Here is a 2,291-nt window from a genome sequence, read left to right on the forward strand (position 1 = left end):
GGGCCCGGGCAGCGGCGCCGCGCGCAAGGACAGCGTCGACCGCGGCGCCTCGGCCCTGCTCGCCGAGGCCGCCGAGCGCGCCGGGGTCCGGCGCTTCGTCCAGATCTCGACGATGGGCGCGGGCAGGCCGCCCGCGCCGGGCGGCGACGACGTGTGGGCCGCCTACGTCAACGCCAAGAACGCCGCCGAGGACGACCTGCGCGACCGCGACCTCGACTGGGTGATCGTCCGCCCCGGCGGCCTGACCAACGACCCCGGCACCGGCCGGGTCACCCTGGCGCCGCCACCGGTGGGCCACGGCGCCGTCACCCGCGACGACGTGGCGGCCGTCATCGCGGCCCTCCTCGCCGAACCCAAGGTCGACCGGGCCACCCTGGAACTCGTCAACGGCGACGTCCCCATACCCGAGGCCATCTCCGCCCTCATCTGACGGTGATGATGTCGGTGGTGACGCCGCGGGCGGGCGGGGTGGGTCAGGGGGCGTCGTGGATCAGGGGGCGTAGAGGGCGTCGATGTCGGAGGCGAACTCGGCGGTGACGATGTGGCGGCGCACCTTGAGGCTCGGGGTGAGGTGCCCGTCCGCCTCGGTGAGCGCGCGGTCGAGGACGCGGTACTTCTTGATCGCCTCGGCGCGCGAGACGGTCGTGTTGGCGTCCGCGATCGCGGCGTCCAGGGCGGCCCGCACCTCCGGGTCGTCGCGGAGCGCGGCGAGGTCGAGGGCGTCGCCGCTGCGGGGGACGGGGCGTCCGCGCGTGGCCAGCCAGGCCGGGAGGGCCTCCTCGTCGAGGGCCAGCAGGGCGCCGACGAAGGTGCGGCCGTCGCCCACGACCACGGCCTGGTCGATGATCGGGTGGGCGCGCAGGAGGTCCTCCAGCGGGCCGGGGGCGACGTTCTTGCCACCGGCCGTGACGAGGATGTCCTTCTTGCGCCCGGTGATCGTGAGGTAGCCGTCCTCGTCGAGTTCGCCCAGGTCACCGGTGCGGAACCAGCCGCCGTCCATGGCCTGCGCCGTCGCCTCGGAGTTGTTCCGGTAGCCGTGGAAGACACTGACGCCGCGCGCCAGGATCTCGCCGTCCTCGGCGATCCGGATGCCGGTCCCGGGGAAGGGCCGTCCGACCGTGCCGATGCGGTTGCCGCCGCGCGTGAAGCGGTTGCCGACGATCGGGGCGGTGGTCTCGGTGAGCCCGTAGCCCTCGATGATCGTCACGCCGACGCCGCGGAAGAAGTGGCCGAGCCGGGCGTTCAGCGCCGCGCCCCCGGACATCGCGTACCGGAGCCGCCCTCCGACCGCCGCCCGCAGCTTGCGGTAGACCAGCGCGTCGAACACGCGGTGCCGGGCCCGGAGGGCGAGCGGCACGCGCCCGGCGTCGAGGGCGTGGCTGTAGGCGACGGCCGTGTCGGCCGCGGCGGCGAAGATCCTGCCCTTGCCGTCGGCCTCGGCCCGCTGCGCCGCGCCGTTGTAGACCTTCTCGAACACCCGCGGAACGGCCAGCAGGAAGGTGGGGTGGAACGTTCCAAGATCGTCCTGCAGAGTGCCGGGGGTGCCGTGCGCCAGCACCATCCCGCACTCCACGCAGCCCACCTGCACCAGCCGCGCGAACACGTGCGCGAGCGGCAGGAACAGGAGCGTGGACGCGCCGTCCGCGGTGATCTCCGGCACCCCGGCGAGCACCACGTTGCGCGCCGTGGCCAGGAAGTTCGCGTGGGTCAGCTCGCAGCCGCGCGGCCGTCCGGTCGTCCCGGACGTGTAGACGATCGTCGCGAGGTCCGACGCGCGGCGCGACCGCCGCCGCGCGAGGAGCTCCTGGTCGGAGACCGCCGCGCCCCAGGAGGCGAGGCGGTCCAGGTCGTCCGGCTCGATGCCGCTGACGTGCGAGAGCTCCGGCAGGTCGCCGCGGACGGACGCCACCGCCGAGCGGTTCTCCTCCGTCTCGACGAAGATCCCGCACGCGCCCGAGTCGCCGAGGATCCAGGCGACCTGCTCGGCCGACGACGTCTCGTACACCGGGACGGTCACGCCGCCCGCCGCCCAGATCGCGTAGTCCAGGACCGTCCACTCGTACCGGGTCCGCGCCATCAGCGCGATCCGGTCACCGGGCTCCACCCCGACCGCGATCAGGCCCTTGGCCAGCCGCGCCACCTCGGCCGCGAACTCCGCGGCCGTCACCGAACTCCACGCGTCCCCGCCCGTCCCGAGGTACACCGCCCGCTCCGCGCCGCTCGCACCGGCCGCGACGGGGTTCCCGGCGGCCGCGCCGCTCGCGTCGCCCGTGCCGCTGCCGGCCGGGACC

General features: G+C 75.0%; 2 protein-coding genes. One reads left to right on the forward strand and one right to left on the reverse strand.

The window, feature by feature from the left end; all coding sequences use genetic code 11:
* On the forward strand, positions 1–430 hold a 430-nt coding region (locus tag EBO15_RS43245), incomplete at its 5' end, for an NAD(P)H-binding protein (RefSeq protein WP_147481939.1).
* A 60-nt stretch (positions 431–490) separates the two neighbouring features.
* Here EBO15_RS43245 and EBO15_RS43250 read toward each other — a convergent pair.
* On the reverse strand, positions 491–2,291 hold a 1,801-nt coding region (locus tag EBO15_RS43250; RefSeq protein ID WP_147481940.1), incomplete at its 5' end, for an AMP-dependent synthetase/ligase.

It is taken from the genome of Actinomadura harenae (genome assembly GCF_003696215.1).
Lineage (GTDB): Bacteria > Actinomycetota > Actinomycetes > Streptosporangiales > Streptosporangiaceae > Spirillospora > Spirillospora harenae.